Below are 17,753 nucleotides of genomic sequence, written 5' to 3' on the forward strand. Positions count from 1 at the left end.
TGATTCCGAGGAACGTTGAATGAACACTCCCGATGAATTCAAACCCCGCCCGCGCGACAACGTGCTGCCGTATGAGGCCGAGGTTGCCCGGATGGCATTCACAAACGCCCGCACGGCATTGCGCGCTCACTCACAGCTGTCCACCAAGGAGCGCCTGGCCGAACTGTCCAAGCTTAAACAAACGATTCTGGCCCATCGCTCAATGATCATCGCGCGAGTCATGGAGGAGGTGGGCAAGTGTCGAACGGACGCACTGGTTGCGGAAATTCTCGGCACCCTTGATTGGCTCAACTGGTTGGAAAAAAATGCCCAGCGTCTGCTGAAGCCTGAAAAGGTCAAAACGCCGATTACTTTGTTGGGCAAGCAGTCGTTACTGCTGCATGAGCCCCTGGGCGTCGTCCTGATCATCTGCCCCTGGAATTACCCCTTCCACAACGCAATTACCGGCATCGCCGCAGCGTTCGTAACGGGCAACGCAGTGGTGTATAAACCCTCCGAACACGCTCCCTGCAAGGGATTGATCGAACAGGTCCTGGCGTGTTCGCCGCTACTCCAGAGCCTGGTCCGGGTGGTGTACGGTGCTGGTAGCCTGGGCTCGGCGTTGATCGAGCAGCAGCCGGCGAAGATCTTTTTTACCGGCAGTGGCCCCACAGGCAGCAAGATCATGGCTCAGGCCAGTCGTGAATTGATTCCGGTGGAGTTGGAGCTGGGTGGCAAAGATCCGATGATCGTGTTTGCCGATGCACCCATGGCGCGCTCGGTGGCCGGCGCGCTGTGGGGCGGTTTCACCAATGCCGGGCAATCCTGCAGCGGTGTGGAGCGCCTGTTGGTAGAGCATAGCGTGCAGGATCGTTTCGTCGATAGCCTGGTCAAGGAGGCGCAAAAGCTCGTCGTGCGCGTTGGCGATAAAGGCGACGCCGACGTCGGGCGCATGACCGTCGGCTTTCAGCGTGACAAGGTCATCGAGCATGTGCAGGACGCCCTGAACCTTGGCGCGCGCCTGAGATTCGGTGCCGTACCCAGCGCGAACTCCCTGACTGTACAGCCGATCATTCTGGACCGTGTCACGCCGGCGATGCGGGTGTGGAACGAGGAAACCTTCGGTCCGGTATTGCCGGTCATGGCCTTCACCAGCGAAGCGCACGCCATTGAGCTGGCCAATGACACCCACTATGGCTTGTGTGCCAGTGTGTTTACCGCAGACAAGCAGCGCGCGTTGCGGGTGGCCGGCGCACTGGAGGTCGGCGGAGTGTCGATCAACAACGTCAACATGAGCGAAGGCAACCCAGGCTTGCCATTTGGCGGTGCGAAGAAAAGTGGCTTCGGCAAACTGCGTGGACCGGAAGGGCTGCTTGGGTTCACCCGTAGCAAGGCCGTACTGATTGACAAGGCCGGGAGCAAGATCGAGGCCAATTGGTACCCCTACACACCGCGCAAATTCAAGTTGTTCGAACGCTTCATTCAGGCGCTGTATGGGCCGCGTCGTTTACGCCTGCTGGCGATCGCATGGCATGGCTTGCGGTTAGAAGCGTTCAGTCAAAAGCCACGAAAGTGACGGCAGTCAAGCGCGCGTTTGTCGCGGGCCGTGCCCGGTCCAGCGCTTGAACGCCTTACGGAAGTTCTGCGCGTCGCTAAAGCCCACCTCAAAAGCGACCTCATCCAGCGTCATGCGTACATTGCCCAATAATGAAAGGGCACGCTGTTTGCGCAGATCATCCAGAATGGCTTGATAGGACATCTCGTTCTGCGCCAGACGACGGCGCAAGGTGCGTTCGCTCATGCACAGTTGCGAGGCGACCGCTGACAAATTGAGGGGTGTACGCAGATCACGACGCAGGATGCGCTCGACGGATTCGACGAACTCAATTTCGCCGCCCCGGCCGTCACTCATTTCCAACAACTCCATGACTTGTCGATTACTCAACGCATTGTGGGTGCCGATGGGGGTATTGGCCCAGTGCTTGGCGCAGACAAACAGATTGTCCTTGCGGTCAAAGTGCACCGGGCATCTGAACAGGTTTTCATAGTGGGCGGCGTAGGCGGGCCGTGGGTAACTCAGCTCGATCGACGACGGGCTGAACGCCGGGCCTGCCAGGGTACGCGCGACATTCAAGAACACGCCGAAGGCTTCCTCCACCAGAAAGGTCAGGATCTCGGGCTCATGAAATGGGCAGGTGACCTGGAGCGTGATATGCCCTGGAGATTCGAGGTTCTCGAAGCTCAATAGCGCGCCGGTCTGTTTCTGCATGTCGATGCCCAGTGCTATCGCGCTACCGAGGGTAGCGCTGGTCAACATGGCATAACCCACCAGGCCCATGGAGGCGATGGACTCGGTCGTGCTCATGTCCAGGCCCAGTCCTCTGTCGCGCCCCTTGGTCATGTCCAGAGCGCGCTTGATCATCAGGCATGCCTGACGAATCGAGACGCGACTTTGCGGGTTGGCCAGGTCAGCGATGTTGAAGCCTAAACCCAGGCACAGTCGATTTGGGTCCAGGCCCAGTTGCACAATTAGGTCTGCCAGACTGCGCAGCAGGTTGACCGGTAAATCGGCGGTGTGCCGTGTAGCACCGAGCATGGTCTGCTCCCTGTGATGCGGTTATTTGCCCAGCATCAGGCGGGTCACCAGGCGGGTAAACCGCCCATACGGCGCCGCGGCTTTGTCGGACATATTGAAGGGGCTCAGCTTGAATACGCCACGGGCATGGGACAGGCGCACAAACCCTTCGTAGCCATGGTAGGCCCCCGTGCCACTTTCACCGACGCCGCCGAAGGGCAGGTCGTCCTGGGTGGCATGCAGCATGGTGCCATTGATCGTTACACCGCCTGAGCGGGTTTGCTGCACCACCTGCTCAATACAGGTCCGATCATTGGAGAAGCAATACAGCGCCAACGGTTTAGGCCGCGCATTGATAAACGCCAGCGCCTCATCAAGGGTGTCGTAGGCGACAACCGGCAACAGTGGGCCAAAAATTTCCTCGCGCATGATATCGGTGCTCAATGGCACGTCGGTCAGCAGGGTCGGTGGGACTTTGCGCTCGGTGGTCTGATCGAACTCAGTGTTCTGCCACACTTTGGCGCCGGCAACGATCGCCTGATCCACGAGGTTCAGCAGGCGCTCATAATGACGCCGCGAAATAATCGAGGTGTAGTCTTTATTACCATCGATGCTGGGGTACAGCTGCTTGGCTGCCGCCAGCCATTCAGTGGCAAAGCGCTCGACCAAAGACCGCGGCACCAGCACATAATCGGGTGCGACGCAGGTTTGGCCGGCGTTGAACAGCTTGCCGATGGCGATCATCCGCGCCGCTTTCTTCAGTGGAAAATCCGCAGCGAGCACAACCGGTGATTTGCCTCCCAACTCCAAGGTCACCGGGGTCAGGTTGCGCGCCGCGGCCGCCATCACCAGGCGCCCGACCTGAGTAGAACCGGTAAACAACAAGTGATCAAACGGCAGTTCGCTGAAGCGGCTGGCCAATTGCGCGTCGCCGATGATCACGGTGACCTGGTCGGCAGGAAAGGTCTGGGCCAGCAAGTGTTGCAGCAGCAACGCCGTACGCGGGGTCAGTTCGGACGGTTTGATCATCACGCGATTACCCGCAGCCAGGGCTTGCACCAATGGCGCCAGGGTCAGCGTCAACGGGTAGTTCCATGGGGCCAGGATGCCCACTACGCCCAGCGGTTGATAAATCACCCGCGCAGTGGCGGGCTTGAAGGCTATGCCCACTTTGCGTTTGCTGGGGCGCATCCAGACTTTGAGGTGCGAGCGTATATGCTTGATGCCATTGACGATGGGCATCAGCTCACTGAGTTGGGTCTCGGCAAACGAGCGATTGCCGAAATCCGCACACACCGCTTCCAGCAGTTGGTCATGATGATCGGTGACCAGGCGTAACACCGCGTTCAAGGCGGCGATGCGCTGCGCGTAGGTCGGGGCGCCCTGGGCATGCACGGCGGCTTGTTGGGCAGTGAACAGTTCATTGAGTAACGGCACAGGCTCAAGCGACGTGGGCATGCTGCTGACAGGCTGATTCATGACGGTAATCCTTGGGCAAAATGCCAGAGAGGGGATGTGAGCGCGCGCGAGTCGTCAGAAGAAATTTTTGCCCTCGCCGCGGTAAGTCGGCACGCGATCCACCACGCGCCCATTGCTGATCACCAGCAGTTCATCGAAACGCTCACACAGCTCGCCCGCCTTGGCGTGACGAAACAGCACCGGGTCGCCGAGGTTTAATGCTTGGCTCAGGGGGTGTTGCAGTGGGGTCTGGACTTCGCCAGCGGCCTCGTTGTCGATCAAGCGACAGCCGCTGGGTAGCCAGGGCTGGGGCAATCGGTCCTTGCCCGCGGGCCCAGAGGCGATGTAACCACCGCCTGAGCACACCATCACGCCGGGGGCCTGGGTGCGTGTCACGGGCAAGGCAAACCCGGCTGCGGGCGTCAACTCAAAGGCTTGGTAATGGTCAAACAAGGTCGGTGCGTACAGGCCGGAGCCGGCTGCCAATTCGGTGACCGAAGGATCCTGGCGGGTGCTTTCAAAACTGCCCGTGCCGCCGCCGTTCACAAACTGCAGGGTGTGGCCGGCTTTGCGCAAGGCTTGCACAACCTGTTCCCGGCGTTTATTAACTTCGGCTATGGAGCGGCTTTTGAGAAACCGGATAATTCTATTCTTGACGGTTTGGCCTGGCACCGCATCCATCAGTCCGGCAATTTGCCCTTCATAACCCATCAGCCCTTGCAACATGACGCCTTGGTTCGAGGCGATATCGGCGGCCAGTCCGAGCGCACTCGCCACGTCGTTGATCGGAGAGCGGTGCACGCCGAAGTACAGCCCAGGAAAATCAGACGACATATCCAGATCGATCGCCAACGGTATAACCACACCTTCGGTTACGGCTATCTCGTTGATCGCCTGCACTTGGGTCCGGTTGTCGACCATCAGCGTGATCGAGCGTCCTCGCCGCAATTGGCAGGCGACTTTGACCAGGCTGCGCTCATCCACCGTCGGATAAGCCACTACGATATCGTCGAAACCCAGGCCAGCCAGCCAGGCGGCCTCAGCGGCGCTGTAGCACAGCAGGCCCTGCATGAACGACCCCGTTGCCATGATCGTGCGAATCATCTCCACCGAGCGTATGGATTTTGTCACTAGTCGCACGGGCAGGTGCCCGGCCCGTTTGCCCAGGCACTGAAGGTTGATCGTCAGTGCATCCAGGTCAATCAATGCGGCGGGCAACTGCACCCCGGCCAGTACCTGATGGTAATAGGCATAATCGCGAACAGGTGGCTGTGGGGCGGTTTCGACACGGCGCATGAAGGACCTAATGAGTTCAGCGGTAGGTAAGGAGGCGTGTGGTCTCGCTGTTAAGAGGGTAAAGCGCCCGTGGGTGTCGACGAAGGTGCGATCCGGCCGGGCAACAGGTGCTCACCGGCCATGCTCGCATTCCACTTCACGCTCTCGTGACAGGTGCCAACCGATCCAGATGGCTGACAATCATCGACGCGACCATAGCGCAGACGCTCCTGGGGTCCATGGATTCGTCAAACAGCAGTTCGATCGTCGCGTGGATCATCTCCACCGCCACACGGGCAGCAGTGGCCAATTCTTGAGGATCCGCCTGGGGAAACACGGCCGCGAGGATTTCTGCCTGTGCGCCGGACACTATTCGGTGCGAGTCAATCCTCACATGCTCCAGCGCCGGTACCGCGCGCAGCCCTTTGAGGATCCACATGCCGCCTAGCGTTGCCTCGGTGACCCGATAGGTCTCCAGGATCAGATCGGCGAGCGCCAACTCCAACGCCTCTGGCGGCCCGGACAACAGCTGCGGAGTGATCCAGTTATCGATCAGCCCGTTCTGTTTTTCCAGCAGGCGCTCTCCCAATACCGTCAGCAGCGCGTACTTGTTCGGAAAGTAGCGGTACAGCGCTGGCGGGGTCAGCCCGGCACATTCGCAGACCAGGTTGGTGGACAGACGTTCTATTCCCACATCACACAGGGTTTGCGCGGTCGCGACGAGAATCCGCTCGTAGGTCTCAGTGCTGCGCTGCTGTGCAGGCGGTTTCTTGTATTCCTGTGTTTTCCCGGCGTTAGCGGCGCGGGCGCTGGCGGTGTTGGGCTTGGCCATAGGTACCTAGCAAAAAAAGGTTAAAGAATCAGCTTATCAAAATGAAAAAAAATGTTGCTGAGGTTGTTAATGGTAGTTATAACTATCGTGTAGCGATGACTATCATAACCGATGCGTCGTTAGTGTGACGGTCTCTTAAAACAAAAAATACAGGTGACGACTATGAACGCGCGGCAATGGCTGTTCCTTTCACTGGCACTGGTGTGCTGTTCCAGCGGTTATGCGGCGGCGGGCCCACAGGAGGCCAAGGGCCTGTGGCTCACGTCGGAAAAGGATGCGGTGGTCAAGGTAGACGAATGCGCCGACAAACCCGGCGCGCTGTGTGGAAAGGTCGTCTGGGTCAAGGACGTGGCCTCCACCACCAGCGATTGCGGCGTACAGATCATGCAACTGGATCGTTTCGACCAGGAAGCGTGGCGCGATGGCTGGGTGTTTGATCCCCGCGATCATAAAAAATACAAAGGCGTCGTTCGGGTCAAAGAGGGGTACCTCAATGTCCGGGCTTTTGTCGGTACCGAGATCCTCGGTAAGACAGAGCAATTCGAGCGCATTGCCTCACTGCCTCCTACTCCGGTTTGCACTTTGTAAATCCGACCTTTCTTGTGGGAGAGCCTCATGCGTGCAACTACACACCATTATCTGATGGCTGCTTTGCTGTGGCCTGTCGTCAGCCCCTCCTTGGCGTTTGCCGACGAGATGGCCAGCTATGCAATCGATGTCACGGCCAAGGCCGTATCCGATGTCAGGACCCGGGGCGTCTCGGACTCGTTGAATCGGCCGGGTGCCAGAGTCACCATTCAAGTCGCCCATGAATCAGGGTTGGTGGCACTGGCCGAATTCACCACTGTCAACAAAAAGCAGTTTCTTGAAGGTGACGGCCTTGGCGTCCTGCTCGCGGGCGGTTATCGCTTCGGCGATCCGGAGGCTTGGCATTACGGTGTGGGTTTGGCGGCAGAGATGTTCCCCGGTGCGCAGTTCAAGGCACCCTACAAATTTGACTTCGACACCTTCACGCCCACCGATGAGCGTACGACCAACTACAACAGCCAGTTCGCCGTGTTGGAAATCGGTTACGGCGCGTTTGAAGGTCGAGTCGCGCGGGTATTGTCCAAAACTTACCGTGGTGCCAACACCGGCGGTGTGTGCGGGGCCCAGTTGCAGTTCCGCGACGATCCCACCAAGGGCTTGGAATGCTACGCCAAGGGCGACCGCAACTCCCGTGGCAGCATGCTCTATGACCTGGACTACAAATACGCACTCGGCATGAACACCACGCTGAAGCTGCATGCGGGTTATCAGCAAATCGTTAATTTCTCCGAAGCCAATGCGGCTGACTACGGCGTTGGCCTAATCCATCACTTGTGGGGCTTCGACTGGGGGCTCGACTGGGTGACCGCAAAGACACGGGCGCGTGAGCTGTATATGGCCGAGGACAACGGGCATGTACGCGCCACGGATGAGAACCGCTGGGTCGCATCGATTTCACGTACTTTCTGAGTAGACCTTTATGACTTCGCTTTTCTTATCCCGGACGCCTCAGGCGGCCACCGGTCTGGAGCAACTCGTCCTCGCGGTGGACCTCGGCACCTCTGGTTGCAAGTGCGCGCTGGTTTCATTGGAAGGCGAGATTCGGGCGTGGGCGTTTCACAGTGTACCGTTGCATGTGAGCGGGTTGAGCGTCGAGCAGGAACCGCAGGATTGGTGGAATGCCTTTCTGCGCGGTGCCAACGAACTGCTCAGCGCCGACCCCGTCCGGCGGCGCCAGGTGATCGCGGTGTGTTGTTCGACACAGGGCGAAGGAACGGTGTGTGTGGATCAGGACGGCGTTGCCATTGGGCGTGCGATGTTGTGGCTGGACAAGCGGGGCGCAGGCGCGGTCAAAAAGCGCATGGGAGGAGGGCGGTTCAGCCTGGCCGGGTACGGGCCGCTCAAACTCTGGCGTTCGTTGCGCCTGACCGGGGGCGTGGCCTCGTTGTCCGGCATGGATGCCGCCGGGCACATGGCTTACATCCTTGATCACGAGCCGCAGCGCTACGAGCGAACCCACAAGTTTCTCAATGTGCTCGACTACATGAACCTGCGCCTGTCGGGTCGCTACTGCGCCACCAGCGACTCGATGCTGACAGCATGGATCACCGACAACCGCGACCCCCATCGCATCCGCTACGACGACGGCCTGGTCAAGGCGCTGGGAATCGAGGCTGGCAAACTGCCTGAGCTGGTCCGCTCCACGGATGTTATCGGCATGCTGCGCCCGGAGCTTGCCGAAATGCTCGGACTGGCGCGCACCACGCAAGTGGTAGCGGGCGCCGTCGACACCTCGGCGGTGGCCGTTGGTGCCACTGTCAGTGACTTTGCCCCGCACCTGTACCTGGGCACCTCGTCGTGGGTGGGCGCACACGTCCCGTTCAAAAAAACCAGCGTGCGTCACCACATTGCTGCGGTGCCCAGTGCCGTTAATGGCCGCTACCTGGCGATGGCCATGCAGTCGGCTGCGGGGGCGAACCTTTCGTTTTTACGCGACAAGGTGCTGTACCACCCGGATGAGCTGCTCAGTGATGAACAGCAGCCGGACGTCTACGCCTTGCTCGACCGGATCGCGGCACGGGTGCCGCCGGGCTCGAGAGGGTTGATCTACACGCCGTGGCTGTGTGGCGAACGCTCGCCAATCAGTGATCCGAGCCTGCGCGCCGGCTTGTTCAACCTGAAGTTGGAGCACTCACGGGAAGACATCATTCGCGCCTTCATGGAAGGAGTCGCGCTCAATACGCGCTGGATGTTCGAACCGTTCGCGCGCTTTCTCGGCCAACCCAGCGACGTGATCGTAGCGACCGGTGGCGGCGCCCAGTCCGAGGTGTGGTGCCAGATCATGGCCGACGTCTGCGGGCGCGTTATCCAGCAGCCGCAGAACGCGATCCAGACCAACGCCCGCGGGGCTGCATTTATTGCGGCGGTGGCGTTGGGCAAGTTGCAGTTTCACGACCTTCCGAGTCTCAAACGCCCCCACCGCCTGTTTGAGCCGTCCCGGGTCACTCGCGCGCTATATGACGATCAATTCGCAACGTTCCAGGAGGTCCGCAAGCGCCTCGCGCCTCTGTATCGACGCCTGAACCCCACACAGGAGACTGCCTCATGAGTCATGTGCAACAACAAATCGTCGAGCTTTCACAGCATCTGTGCCACCGCGGTTTTTTTGCGGCGACGGGAGGCAATCTCGCATTGCGCATCGATGCGCAGCACATCGCTGTTACGCCGTCGGCCACCGACTATTTCACCATGCGCCCCGAGGATGTCTGCGTGCTGCGCCTCAAGGATTTGGCACAGCTCTCCGGTGACCGCGCGCCAACGGTCGAAAGCGGTTTGCATGCAAAAATCCTGCGTGCTCGCCCGGACGTGCAGTGCAGCATCCACACCCACCAGCCCGTGGCCAGTGCCTGCACCTTGCTCGGTGAGCCTCTGGATGTAACGGACCCGCAGCTGTGGGAGTCTTTGGGCAAACACATTCCCCTGGTGGGGTACGCACCCTCCGGCTCCAATTGGTTGGCCGGCAAATTCGGCCGTGCCATTCGCTGGGATTACAACGCTTACCTGATGCGTAACCATGGTGTGCTGTGTTGTGGCCCGGATGTCGAGACGACCCTGTCGCGCCTCGAGGATCTCGAGACGTTTTGTCGTGACTACTTGCTGCGCCAAATCACCGAAAAGTCCCGTCATAAAGCACAGTCACCCGCCGCCGTGGCGCGCTTGGTCGACGCCCTGATGCGTTCCAGTGCTGTCGACGCTCACCCTTCTTCCGAGACCCCATCATGAACAAGCCTCTTGATCCCGTCACATTACCTGTACCAGCAGATTCAGCGGTTTCGCAATGGCCTGATGTCGACTCGCTGTATCGCCGTTTCGATGCGCTGGTCAAGCAGCCGATTCGCCCCTTGAAGCGTGAGGCGCTGAACAAAGTCATGGGCTATTTCGACGAGCGCTGCCAGGGTTCGAGACGGCTCGCTGAGGAGGCCAAGAAATTCATACCGGGGGGTGTCCAGCATAACCTTGCGTTCAACCATCCCTTTCCGCTCGCCATCGCCCAGGCGAAGGGCGCGCACCTGACCGATGTGGATGGCAACCGCTATATCGATTTCCTGCAAGCCGGTGGGCCGACATTGTTGGGCTCCAACCATCCGGCCATTCGTGAACAGGTCAATCGGATTCTCGACGACTGTGGCCCGGTCACCGGCCTGCTGCATGAGTATGAGGTGAAGCTGGCGCAGTTGGTCTGCGAAGTGATGCCCGGCGTCGACATGGTGCGCCTGCTCGGCTCCGGCACCGAGGCGGTCATGGCCGCAGTGCGTTTGGCGCGTGCCTACACCCGCAAGAAATGGGTGATCAAGATCGGCGGGGCGTATCACGGCTGGAGTGATCAATTGGTGTATGGCATGCGCTTGCCAGGCACCGGGCGTATGGAGGCGGTCGGTATTCCTCGGGGCGCCACGGCCAACACCCAGGAGAGCCCGCCGAATAACCTCGATGCGTTGCGTCGGCGCTTGCAGATCAATCGACTGCGCGGCGGTACGGCAGCAATCATGGTGGAACCCTTTGGTCCGGAAAGCGGCACGCGCCCGGTGCACCCGGACTTCAACCGCCAATTACGCAAGCTCTGTGACGAGTTCGACACACTGCTGATTTTTGACGAGGTGGTCACCGGTTTCCGTGCTGGCTTGGGTGGCGCGCAAGGTTATTTCAACGTGATGCCCGACATTACCGTGCTGGGCAAATGCTTGACCGGTGGTTACCCCATGGCCGGGGCGATCGGTGGGCGTAGAGATGTCATGCAACTGCTCGCCGGCGGTATCGGTACCTCAGCGCGGCGCGCCTTTGTCGGTGGCACGTTGTCGGCCAACCCGTTGTCCTGCGTGGCGGGCTACTACGCCTTGATCGAGGCGCGCAAGCTGAATGCGCCAGCCCTGGCGGGACGCGCCGGCGACCGTATGCGTAAGGGGCTTGAAGAAATCATCAACCGTCGTGGGTTGCCCTACGTGGCCTATAACATGGGCTCGATCGTGCACCTGCAAACGTCGGGTGTGCTGTTGCTGGACACCAGTAATCCGCTCAAGCTGCTACGAGCACGCAATGAAGCCAAGTCGCGCAAGCACATGATGGAGGAAATGGGAGCCGCTTATACGGCGCACGGTTTGATCACGTTGGCAGGCAGTCGGATCTACACCAGCCTGGCCGATACCGACGAAGTCATCGACGACGCGCTCGAGCGTTTCGACGCCGTTTTTCAATTGGTGTGAGGTGAGCGCGATGCAAGATTTACTGAGACAACAGTGGCTGGAACTTCGGCAACGGCTGAGCGGCCTGGTGGAGTCGAGAAGCAGCGTTTCCTTGCGCATACCGGGAAAGGAACGCATGTGGTGGGGACGGCTCGATGATGCGGCCCCCATCTGTATCGACTGGCCGGTGCACGTGATGGGTGAAAGCCAGACCCATCATGCGATCTATCACGCGCGGGCCGATGTGGGGGCCGTTCTGCTGGGCGGAGGTGATTTCGCCCGGAGCCTGGGGGACTTTGGGGGGGTGATGCCGATTTTATTTGATGAGCAAGCTCGACATATTGGTCATATGGACGGACCGGCTGCATCAGTCCAGGACATTGCTGCAGCCTTGCAGCGCGGTGGTAACGCGGTGTTGATCAAGGGTGTGCCCGTCATCCTGGGTACCACCGGTACCCGGATGGCGATGAATGCGCAGCTGTTTGAAAAGTGCGCCAAGGCCTTCACCCTCGCCAAAGCGTCCGGCGCCAAGATGACGCTGTTGCCCTGGTGGGTGGTGCTCGTCGCCAACGGCCGACTGATGAAAGATGAAAAACGCGCGACGCAATGTTTTGCCCGAGGCGAGATTCCGCCCGAAAACCGTGGTTACTGAAAACCCTTCAAGAGGTGTAACGCCATGCACATGTCGTCCGCTGTTTCCCGTAAACACCTAAGTGTCGCCTTGGCGCTGGGCTCGATCGCCGTGCTGATGGTGGGGCTGCAACCCTTGTTGCTGGGAGAGTTGCTGGCGCAAAACCGCCTGTCACTTGAGGGCGTCGGCTTGGTTGCAATGGGCGAAATTCTCTCGTTGGGGCTGGGTGTCGTCCTGGGCGATTTATTGCGCTCCGTGTTTAGCCTGCGCCTGCTTACGGTCGTCGCCATCCTGGCGGCATCGGGTATGGACCTGGTCACGGCCAACACCACCGGGGATGGCGCACTGGCATTGACGCGTGGTTTGGCCGGGTTGGCCGAGGGTTTGCTGTTATGGGGTACCGTAAATCTGATTGTCCAGGGGGCTGCGCCTGATCGTGTGGCGGGTGTGTTCATGGTGGTGCAGACACTTGGCCAGGCGGCGGTAGCCGCAGTGTTGGCATATTGGGTGCTGCCGATTCAGAGCACATCGTCTTACGGTTTCGTGTTTCTGGGAGCGCTGACGGCCGCTTCGTTGCTCTTAGTCCGCTGGCAACCCATTCGACTGGCGAATCAGCACGCAGGGCACGCGGAAAATGCCAAGTTCGGTTGGGGCCTTAACCACGTGCTATTGCTGGGGCTGGCTTTTATGCAGCTCAGCGCCATTGGTGGGCTCTGGGCTTACCTAGAGCCATTGAGCAAATACGTGGGAATGGATGCGCAAAGCGCACAGTTGCTTATCTCTGGGACGTTGCTGATGCAAGTGCTGGGCGGGTGCCTGGGAATTGTCCTGGTGCGTCGAGTCTCGGACTATTCAATGTTGGCGGTCGCCGCTTTGCTGTTGGGTGGCATCGCGCTGGGGATGTATTTTTCGGCTGATATGGGCGTCAAGGTATTCCTGGTGTTGTGCGGCGCGTTTGGCTTGATCTGGTTGATGTTGACGCCGTTCCAGGTGCGTATCGCGTTGCAACTGGATCGCTCGGGGCGGATAGCGGCGCTAGTTCCAGGCATGCAACTACTGGGGTGCGCCTTCGGCCCTTTGATGTCGTCGCAGTGGGTAGTGGGGGAGAACGCCGAGTACGTGTTGCTGGTCAGTGCCGCGTTCTCGCTGATTGCACTGACCCTGGTGGGTTTGCTGCGCCGATGCCCCGCGAGTAAGCCCGTCAGCTTTGCGCGCAAAGTGGTGCTGGTGGTGGGCGCTTCCTCCGGCATGGGGCGCGGGCTGGCGGTGCGTCTGGCGCAGGAAGGCGCTTGGATAGTGGCCACGGCCCGGCGCAAGGAGCTGTTGAATGATCTTCAACTGGAAATCACGCTTCAGGGGGGGAAATGCATGGTCTCGGCAGTCGATGCCCTGGATGCGCATGCTGCGGCCGGTCTCGTGGATGAAATTGTCGAGCTATATGGTCGTCTGGATGTGGTCGTGCTCAATGCCGGCGGAGCGCCCGCGCTGGATATGCGCGAGATGAAAGCTGCAGACGTCACGGCTTATATGCGCTCAAACTACGACGTGGTGGTCAACTACCTGTTCCCGGCGCTTGAGCAAATGAGCCGTCAGGGGCATGGCTTTGTTGTGCACACCAATTCCCTGGCGGGCTTCCTGGGTGTGACTTTGCAGGGGCCATATAGCGCCGCGAAGGGCGCGCTGCGCCTGTTGATCGATACCTGTCGCATTGAGTTTGGTAACCGAGGTATTCGCTTTCTATCGCTCTATCCAGGTTTTGTCGCCACCGCGCAAACCGCAAACGATGGCATGCCAGCACCGCTGGAAATTTCCGAAGCGTCAGCCGTCGATCACATGCTCTACGCGATGCGCAGCCAGCGCTGGGACTACTTGTTTCCTTGGCCGATGAGGTGGCTGATCCGTTTGGCCAGAGTTCTGCCCAAACCGATCACGCTCTGGGTATTGCGTCGAGAGTTGCCGGTGCTGGCCAATGACAGCAGCGCGTCTTCACCCGTGATCGCCTTCAAGAACACCTCGGCATAAAGTCAGACATCAGGTGGTGCGCTGCGTATTCGGCAACGCACCCGTCCAGCGTTTGAAGGCGCGCCTGAAGCCCCGGGCGTCGCTAAAGCCAATAGTGTGCGCAATGTCAGCTATCGACATACGGGTGTTTTGCAGTAAGTCACAAGCACGCTCGTGCCTGACTCGATCCAACAGCCCGCTGTACGTCACGCCCAGGTCCGTCAGGCGACGACGCAGGGTACGCTCACTCATGTTGAGCGCCTTGGAAAATGTCTGTAGCGCTTCAGGATCGTCGAGGTTGAGGCGGATATGACTGGAGAGGGTTTCGATCAAATCATTTCGTGAACCAACTCTGTTCATCAGCTGATCCAATTTCGCCCGCAATGGTCCACACGCCATGTCGTCATAATCCGGCAGGCGTGCGTTCAACCAATGGGCTTCGCAGATCAAGCGATTTTTCCCGGCCATGAATTTTATCGGGCAACGAAATTCGCGCCGATAGGCTTGGGCGTAATCCGGGCGGGCGTACGCCAACTCTACCCTGAGGGGATTGAAGGCTGGCCCGATAAGCCGCCTTACCACGGATACGGCACTTGAAAAGGCTTCTTCGATCAAGAAGGGCTCAATTTCAAGATCAAACACTTTGGGGGTGACCTCAATGATGAACTCGTTGGGGTGAACGCTGGCACGGTGCTCCAGTAACGCACCGGTATCACCTTGATGTTCAAGGCCATAGGTAATGGCCTCGCCCAGGGTTCTACAGGTCAGCATGGCCAGGCCTGCTAGTCCCCAGGAGACGGGCGTCTGACGCATGCCGGTAGCGAGCCCCAACGCTGGGTCATTGATCGCGCGCTGCGTTCGAATAATCAGCATCCGGGTCTGCCTATAAGACAAGCGCATGTCCAGGTCAAGCAGCTCGGCATAACCGAAGCCTAGCCCGCGGCAAATGCGCTGCGTCGACAGCCCGCTTTCCATCAACAGGCTGAACAAGGCCCGCGCGACGTTGGGAACCACCACGGTTTCATTCTGCTGGGGATGCTGCGTCCAGTGCTGGGCAGCGGCTGCGGGCTCTAACATAGATCACACGCTCTCCATCGGAATGAGTCTGTAGACGATAGCTTTGAGCCGGTAATCTAACACCTCCCTTTCTGCTATTGCGGGCATGACGGGCTGGTTTCCTGAGTGCGCAGCCTATCTGTCCTCCATGGTCCCCTAAATGGCCGAGAAAGGCTCATCGAACGCACCGGCTTCGCTTTAGATTTCGGTTTAACACTGAACTGAATATCCAAGGAAAGCGTTATGGAATCAGAACAAGACGCAGCGATTATCGACCGTGGAAACGCCGCCTGCATTATTGGTGCCGGGCCGGGTGGGCTGAGTGCCGCACGCGCACTCAAAGCCAAGAAAATCGTCTATGACCAATTTGAGCGGCATTCGGATGTAGGAGGGATTTGGGACATCACCAATGTCGGCACACCGATGTACGACTCGGCGCATTTTATCTCCTCCAGGGATCTATCGGGCTTCGTCGGGTTTCCAATGCCCAAGGACCTTCCGGAATACCCCTCCCACCGTCAAATTGCTCACTACCTCAGGAGCTTCGCTGCTGCCTTCGGGCTGCGTGAGTCTATTCAGTTCAGTACAACGGTGACCCGGATCGACAAGGAACCCGATGGACACTGGTCCGTCAGCCTCAGTGATGGTTCCACGCGCCGATACCGTTGGATAGTGTTGGCCACCGGGACAAACTGGAAGCCCAACCTGCCATCGTTGCGTGGTGAGTTTAACGGGGAAGTTCGCCACTCCAATTCATTTCAATTCGGCTCGGAATTTCACGGTAAGAACGTGTTAGTGGTGGGGGCGGGCAACTCCGGCGCAGATATTTCCTGCGAAGCCGCCATCCACGCAAAAGCGCCTTTATCAGCATGAGGCGCGGTTACTATTTCATTCCTAAGCACGTGTTTGGTGTGCCTGCCGATGTGTTTGGTGAAAGTGGGCCGCACCTGCCACTGTGGTTGGCCAGGCCCGTCTTCAAGTTTTTTTTGAAGCTGCTTGTGGGCGACCTGACCCGCTGGGGCCTGCCAAAGCCTGATCATCGCTTGTTCGAGACGCACCCGATCGTGAACTCGCAACTGCTGCATCATCTTCAGCACGGCAATATTGCGGTGCGTAAAAACGTCGACCGGCTGGAGGGTGATTTCGTCATTTTTTCAGATGGTGCACACGAAAAAATCGACTTGATTCTTTGTGCCACAGGATTCAAATGGGGCGCTGAATGCGCTGCGCAGTTTTTCGAATGGAAGCATGGCAGGCCCCTGCTTTATCTGTCGATGTTCAGCCGCACTCACCGTAACCTCTGCGCCATCGGTTACCTCGACCAGAACTCCAGTGCTTTCAAGCTTTTCGATACCCAGGCGCTCACCCTGGCTGCGTATTTTCGGGCGCAGCTGGATGGGCTCGACACCGCGCGCCAATTCGATCAATTGATTCAGAGCGACGAGCCGGACCTCAGTGGCGGGATTCAGTTTGTTCAATCGGACCGGCATGCGGTTTATATGGATGCTCGGTCCTTCACTGCTTACCTGGAGACGCTTCGCACACGCATGCATTGGCCGCGCTTGACTGAAGATATGTATGCAGCCATGAAGCTCGATCAGCCTTTTCCAAAGAGCGCTGCTCCTGTGGTTCATGAAGTGCTGGGGGAGAGTCTGCATGGCAAGTAATACGTTATTTACGGGCTGGACAGCGCTGATTACGGGAGGCGCCGGTGGGTTGGGGCGGGCGATCGCGGCGGCGCTGATCGCCCGCGGTGTCAAATGCGTGCTGGTAGATATTGATGCGGTGCGCCTGGCCGAGGCCGCCACTGCCCTCGGGCCCCAGGCATTGACCTATCAGGCCGACCTTACTGATCGTGAAGCGCTTGGGGGGCTGGTAAACTATGTGAGTAGTGAGATCGGTCGCCTCGATCTGCTGGTCAATACCGCCGGGATATTAAGCAATATTCCATTCGAGATCAGGCCAATTGTATCGATTGCGCGTGAAGTCCAGCTCAATATGATGGTTCCTTTGGAACTGTGTCAGGCGTTTCTACCCTTGTTGCAACAAGCCAGTGACGGACGGGTTATTTCAATTGTTTCCTTGGGCGGGTTATTTCCCATGCTGGAAACATGCATTTATTCGGCAACAAAATTTGGCCTGCGTGGCGCCATGCTGTGCTTGGGGTTGGATGGAAAACGCTTGGGCGTAAAATTCACCATCGTGAATCCGTCGGCGACGGAAACACCGATGTTGATGCGCGAGGCCATTGAAAATGGCAACAAGATGCAGTTTATGGACCCGCCCCAAATGCCCGCAGACGTGGCTGAAACCGTCATCAAGGCGCTGGAAAAACCTCGGCTTGAACTGTTCGTTCGTCCCAGTGAGTCCTGGACTGCGCGTTTAGTCATGCTTGTGCCGGGAGTTTTACCGTACGTATTGCCCTTGTTCCGGCGCAAGAGCGAAAAGGGCCATCGCAACTACGTCGTATCGCTCGAGCAGCGAGGGTTGATAACCAGAAATGGTGAAGGCTGGCGTCTGAAATGACCTGAGGAGAATGAACAGAGTAGGCAAGGACAAAGCAGTCGATGAGTTCTTCAGGGCTTATTTGAGTGAGCATCTGAATAGGCCAGCAAGTCGACTGCATTTTGTCGGGTCGCCTAATGCAGTCGACTTGCTGGTCGTGACCTGCGTATGACT

17 protein-coding genes are annotated in these 17,753 nt (G+C 58.8%); 12 read left to right on the forward strand and 5 right to left on the reverse strand.

Going from position 1 to position 17,753, the window contains the following annotated elements; all coding sequences use genetic code 11:
- Positions 1-19 precede the first annotated feature (19 nt).
- Positions 20-1,555: an aldehyde dehydrogenase family protein gene (locus ABCR88_RS14730; RefSeq protein WP_236188149.1), complete on the forward strand. Its 1,536-nt coding sequence runs from the start codon at positions 20-22 to the stop codon at positions 1,553-1,555.
- A 6-nt stretch (positions 1,556-1,561) separates the two neighbouring features.
- Here ABCR88_RS14730 and ABCR88_RS14735 read toward each other — a convergent pair whose 3' ends face one another.
- The 4 genes from ABCR88_RS14735 to ABCR88_RS14750 form a co-directional block, all read right to left on the reverse strand.
- Positions 1,562-2,575 (reverse strand): AraC family transcriptional regulator, encoded by a 1,014-nt coding sequence (locus ABCR88_RS14735; RefSeq protein ID WP_236188148.1) that lies wholly within the window; start codon positions 2,573-2,575, stop codon positions 1,562-1,564.
- 21 nt (positions 2,576-2,596) lie between these two features.
- A complete protein-coding gene (locus ABCR88_RS14740) occupies positions 2,597-4,033 on the reverse strand; it encodes a coniferyl aldehyde dehydrogenase (RefSeq protein ID WP_350404769.1) in 1,437 nt (478 codons plus the stop codon).
- Positions 4,034-4,087: 54 nt separating this feature from the next.
- The gene (locus tag ABCR88_RS14745) at positions 4,088-5,308 is read right to left on the reverse strand and encodes an amino acid deaminase/aldolase (protein WP_236188146.1); all 1,221 of its coding nucleotides are present in this window, start codon (positions 5,306-5,308) and stop codon (positions 4,088-4,090) included.
- 136 nt (positions 5,309-5,444) lie between these two features.
- The gene (locus ABCR88_RS14750; RefSeq protein WP_236188145.1) at positions 5,445-6,119 is read right to left on the reverse strand and encodes a TetR/AcrR family transcriptional regulator; all 675 of its coding nucleotides are present in this window, start codon (positions 6,117-6,119) and stop codon (positions 5,445-5,447) included.
- Positions 6,120-6,281: 162 nt separating this feature from the next.
- On the opposite strand from ABCR88_RS14750, the gene ABCR88_RS14755 reads away from it, so the two are divergent.
- From ABCR88_RS14755 to ABCR88_RS14785, 7 genes are read left to right on the forward strand one after another with little or no spacing between them, the layout of a single operon-like run.
- Positions 6,282-6,707, forward strand: a complete 426-nt coding sequence (locus ABCR88_RS14755; protein WP_150689072.1) for a DUF2147 domain-containing protein — start codon at positions 6,282-6,284, stop codon at positions 6,705-6,707.
- 27 nt (positions 6,708-6,734) lie between these two features.
- Positions 6,735-7,616 carry a TorF family putative porin gene (locus tag ABCR88_RS14760; RefSeq protein ID WP_236188143.1) on the forward strand — a complete coding sequence of 294 codons (882 nt, stop codon included), beginning with the start codon at positions 6,735-6,737 and terminating at the stop codon, positions 7,614-7,616.
- A 10-nt stretch (positions 7,617-7,626) separates the two neighbouring features.
- Positions 7,627-9,255: an FGGY-family carbohydrate kinase gene (locus tag ABCR88_RS14765; protein ID WP_236188141.1), complete on the forward strand. Its 1,629-nt coding sequence runs from the start codon at positions 7,627-7,629 to the stop codon at positions 9,253-9,255.
- Positions 9,252-9,929 carry a class II aldolase/adducin family protein gene (locus ABCR88_RS14770; protein ID WP_236178698.1) on the forward strand — a complete coding sequence of 226 codons (678 nt, stop codon included), beginning with the start codon at positions 9,252-9,254 and terminating at the stop codon, positions 9,927-9,929. The genes ABCR88_RS14765 and ABCR88_RS14770 overlap by 4 nt, the downstream gene beginning before the upstream one ends.
- Positions 9,926-11,407, forward strand: a complete 1,482-nt coding sequence (locus ABCR88_RS14775; protein WP_236184365.1) for an aminotransferase class III-fold pyridoxal phosphate-dependent enzyme — start codon at positions 9,926-9,928, stop codon at positions 11,405-11,407. The genes ABCR88_RS14770 and ABCR88_RS14775 overlap by 4 nt, the downstream gene beginning before the upstream one ends.
- A gap of 10 nt (positions 11,408-11,417) precedes the next feature.
- Positions 11,418-12,038: a class II aldolase/adducin family protein gene (locus ABCR88_RS14780; RefSeq protein ID WP_236184363.1), complete on the forward strand. Its 621-nt coding sequence runs from the start codon at positions 11,418-11,420 to the stop codon at positions 12,036-12,038.
- 24 nt (positions 12,039-12,062) lie between these two features.
- Positions 12,063-14,039 carry an SDR family NAD(P)-dependent oxidoreductase gene (locus ABCR88_RS14785; protein WP_236188139.1) on the forward strand — a complete coding sequence of 659 codons (1,977 nt, stop codon included), beginning with the start codon at positions 12,063-12,065 and terminating at the stop codon, positions 14,037-14,039.
- 9 nt (positions 14,040-14,048) lie between these two features.
- Here the strand turns inward: ABCR88_RS14785 and ABCR88_RS14790 are convergent, their stop codons facing one another.
- The gene (locus ABCR88_RS14790; RefSeq protein WP_236184353.1) at positions 14,049-15,095 is read right to left on the reverse strand and encodes an AraC family transcriptional regulator; all 1,047 of its coding nucleotides are present in this window, start codon (positions 15,093-15,095) and stop codon (positions 14,049-14,051) included.
- Between the two features lie 222 nt (positions 15,096-15,317).
- Between ABCR88_RS14790 and ABCR88_RS14795 the strand changes: the two genes are divergently transcribed.
- From ABCR88_RS14795 to ABCR88_RS14810, 4 genes are read left to right on the forward strand one after another with little or no spacing between them, the layout of a single operon-like run.
- Entirely contained in the window at positions 15,318-15,947 is a 630-nt protein-coding gene (locus ABCR88_RS14795) for an NAD(P)/FAD-dependent oxidoreductase (RefSeq protein ID WP_236188137.1), read from the forward strand.
- 38 nt (positions 15,948-15,985) lie between these two features.
- Positions 15,986-16,741 carry a hypothetical protein gene (locus ABCR88_RS14800; RefSeq protein ID WP_236184350.1) on the forward strand — a complete coding sequence of 252 codons (756 nt, stop codon included), beginning with the start codon at positions 15,986-15,988 and terminating at the stop codon, positions 16,739-16,741.
- Positions 16,731-17,600 carry an SDR family NAD(P)-dependent oxidoreductase gene (locus ABCR88_RS14805; protein WP_236184348.1) on the forward strand — a complete coding sequence of 290 codons (870 nt, stop codon included), beginning with the start codon at positions 16,731-16,733 and terminating at the stop codon, positions 17,598-17,600. Before ABCR88_RS14800 ends, ABCR88_RS14805 begins: the two co-directional genes overlap by 11 nt.
- A gap of 10 nt (positions 17,601-17,610) precedes the next feature.
- Complete coding sequence (locus ABCR88_RS14810; RefSeq protein ID WP_350404772.1) at positions 17,611-17,751, forward strand: Mpo1-like protein; 141 nt, start codon at positions 17,611-17,613, stop codon at positions 17,749-17,751.
- The last annotated feature ends 2 nt before the right edge of the window (positions 17,752-17,753 follow it).

This window comes from Pseudomonas sp. W17 (genome assembly GCF_040268305.1).
GTDB lineage: Bacteria > Pseudomonadota > Gammaproteobacteria > Pseudomonadales > Pseudomonadaceae > Aquipseudomonas > Aquipseudomonas protegens.

What these genes read in the sequence shown, in the direction of transcription:
- ABCR88_RS14755 (WP_150689072.1), top strand. Translation starts at nt 6,282, where the DNA reads ATGAACGCGCGGCAATGGCTGTTCCTTTCACTGGCACTGGTGTGCTGT.
- ABCR88_RS14760 (WP_236188143.1), top strand. Translation starts at nt 6,735, where the DNA reads ATGCGTGCAACTACACACCATTATCTGATGGCTGCTTTGCTGTGGCCT.
- ABCR88_RS14765 (WP_236188141.1), top strand. Translation starts at nt 7,627, where the DNA reads ATGACTTCGCTTTTCTTATCCCGGACGCCTCAGGCGGCCACCGGTCTG.
- ABCR88_RS14810 (WP_350404772.1), top strand. Translation starts at nt 17,611, where the DNA reads ATGAACAGAGTAGGCAAGGACAAAGCAGTCGATGAGTTCTTCAGGGCT.
- ABCR88_RS14750 (WP_236188145.1), bottom strand. Translation starts at nt 6,119, where the DNA reads ATGGCCAAGCCCAACACCGCCAGCGCCCGCGCCGCTAACGCCGGGAAA.
- ABCR88_RS14775 (WP_236184365.1), top strand. Translation starts at nt 9,926, where the DNA reads ATGAACAAGCCTCTTGATCCCGTCACATTACCTGTACCAGCAGATTCA.
- ABCR88_RS14780 (WP_236184363.1), top strand. Translation starts at nt 11,418, where the DNA reads ATGCAAGATTTACTGAGACAACAGTGGCTGGAACTTCGGCAACGGCTG.
- ABCR88_RS14735 (WP_236188148.1), bottom strand. Translation starts at nt 2,575, where the DNA reads ATGCTCGGTGCTACACGGCACACCGCCGATTTACCGGTCAACCTGCTG.
- ABCR88_RS14745 (WP_236188146.1), bottom strand. Translation starts at nt 5,308, where the DNA reads ATGCGCCGTGTCGAAACCGCCCCACAGCCACCTGTTCGCGATTATGCC.
- ABCR88_RS14805 (WP_236184348.1), top strand. Translation starts at nt 16,731, where the DNA reads ATGGCAAGTAATACGTTATTTACGGGCTGGACAGCGCTGATTACGGGA.
- ABCR88_RS14795 (WP_236188137.1), top strand. Translation starts at nt 15,318, where the DNA reads ATGGAATCAGAACAAGACGCAGCGATTATCGACCGTGGAAACGCCGCC.
- ABCR88_RS14785 (WP_236188139.1), top strand. Translation starts at nt 12,063, where the DNA reads ATGCACATGTCGTCCGCTGTTTCCCGTAAACACCTAAGTGTCGCCTTG.
- ABCR88_RS14740 (WP_350404769.1), bottom strand. Translation starts at nt 4,033, where the DNA reads ATGAATCAGCCTGTCAGCAGCATGCCCACGTCGCTTGAGCCTGTGCCG.
- ABCR88_RS14770 (WP_236178698.1), top strand. Translation starts at nt 9,252, where the DNA reads ATGAGTCATGTGCAACAACAAATCGTCGAGCTTTCACAGCATCTGTGC.
- ABCR88_RS14730 (WP_236188149.1), top strand. Translation starts at nt 20, where the DNA reads ATGAACACTCCCGATGAATTCAAACCCCGCCCGCGCGACAACGTGCTG.
- ABCR88_RS14790 (WP_236184353.1), bottom strand. Translation starts at nt 15,095, where the DNA reads ATGTTAGAGCCCGCAGCCGCTGCCCAGCACTGGACGCAGCATCCCCAG.